Origin of the sequence: Microbacterium sp. B24, from assembly GCF_000333415.1 — a bacterium.
Lineage (GTDB): Bacteria > Actinomycetota > Actinomycetes > Actinomycetales > Microbacteriaceae > Microbacterium.
On record NZ_BADB01000368.1, the window covers coordinates 1 to 1,579 of the forward strand.

General features: G+C 68.5%; 2 protein-coding genes. Both read left to right on the forward strand.

Going from position 1 to position 1,579, the window contains the following annotated elements; all coding sequences use genetic code 11:
* A partial coding sequence (locus I5I_RS09755; protein WP_036318889.1) for a branched-chain amino acid ABC transporter permease occupies positions 1–761 on the forward strand: 761 nt, incomplete at its 5' end.
* A 22-nt stretch (positions 762–783) separates the two neighbouring features.
* The coding region (locus I5I_RS09760; RefSeq protein ID WP_036318892.1) for an AMP-binding protein at positions 784–1,579 on the forward strand (796 nt) is incomplete at its 3' end.

The following is a 1,579-nucleotide window of genomic DNA, read 5'->3' on the forward strand; positions in this document are numbered from 1 at the left end:
AGCTCGGTCCCGGGGATCCTCTAGAGTCACTGGCATTCGCGCAGGCCGGGTCGGTGCTGGTGCGTCGCAATCAGGACATCACCGGTGGTGAGGAGGGACTGCGGCTGCCCGTCGACCAGGTGCCCTCGTGGCTGGTGGGTGTGTCGAACACCCGCAATCTGTACTGGCTGACTCTCGTCGTGCTGGTGGTGGTGTACCTGGTGGTGCTCTGGGTGGACCGCTCGCGGCTCGGACATCTCGCACAAGCGGCACGCGAGAACGAACTGCGCGTCCAGGTGCTGGGGTTGCGGCCGTACACCGCGAAGCTTCTCGTCTTCGTCCTCGCCGCTCTGTGCGCCTCGCTCGCCGGCATCGCCTACATGCTGCTGCAATCGGGAACCCAGCCCAGCACCGTCGGCGCCGATCTCACGATCACCGTGCTCGTGATGGTGGTTCTCGGTGGCGTCGGGTTCCGGTGGGGTGCCATCGTGGGGGGTGTGCTCTACACGATCCTCGATCAGCGGTTGACGGTTCTCGCACGCTCGCCGTGGATCCAGGATCTCCCCGACGCGCTGCGCATCCCGCTGTCGGAGCCGCTGTTCCTGCTCGGGGTGCTGTTCATCCTGGTGGTCATGTTCCTGCCGGGCGGCATCGCGGGCACGATCGACACCGCGGTCCGCCGACGTCGTGGTGAGCGCACCCGTTCGCAGTTGCGTCAGATCGACGATGCGGACGAGACCACGGGCGGCGCGCGGGGCGTGGATGCCGAGGTGAGGGCATGAGGTCACGGGTGGAGGGGCTCGCGTGAGGGGCGAGTCGGACGGAGCGCACACGATCGGTCGCTGGCTGCGTGACCGGGCCGTCTCTGCCGCCGGCCGCACGGCGATCGACGACCGCGGTGTCCGGATCGGCTACGGCGACCTGGAGGCCCGCGCACACGAGCTCGCGCTGTCGCTGCGGCGTGCGGGATACGGACCCGGAGATCGTCTGGCGACCATCACCGGCAACTCGATCGATCACGTCGTGGTGTTCTTCGCATGCGCGAAGGCGGGAGTGGCGATGGTTCCCCTGTCGTGGCGCCTGTCATCGCGCGAACTCGCCGAGATGCTGCGCCATGCGGAACCGGCACTCGTGGCCATCGAGGACGAGTATCTCGCCATCGCCACCGATGCCTTCGCACGTCTGTCCTCATCGCCACCGATCACCCTGCTGGGCACCACCGGCATCGAATCGGCGGTGCCGGCCCGAGCGGGCGCCGGACGATCATCGGCGTCAGCCACGGCCGGCCGCGCCGTGCGCGACGACGACCCTCTGCTCGTCATCTACACCTCCGGCAGCGAGGCGGCGCCCAAAGGCGTCGTGCTCACGCATGCGAACTGCTTCTGGAACAACCTCGCTCTCGCCGGAGTGGCCCAGCTCACCGCCGATGACGTCGTGCTCGCCGTGCTGCCGCAGTTCCATGTCGCCGCGTGGAACTGTCAGCCGCTCCTCGCCTGGTGGGTCGGCGCCACCGTCGTGCTGGAGCGTTCCTTCCAGCCTCGACGGGCGCTGCAGCTGATCCGAGAACGCGGCGACTCTAGAGGATCCCCGGGACCGAGCT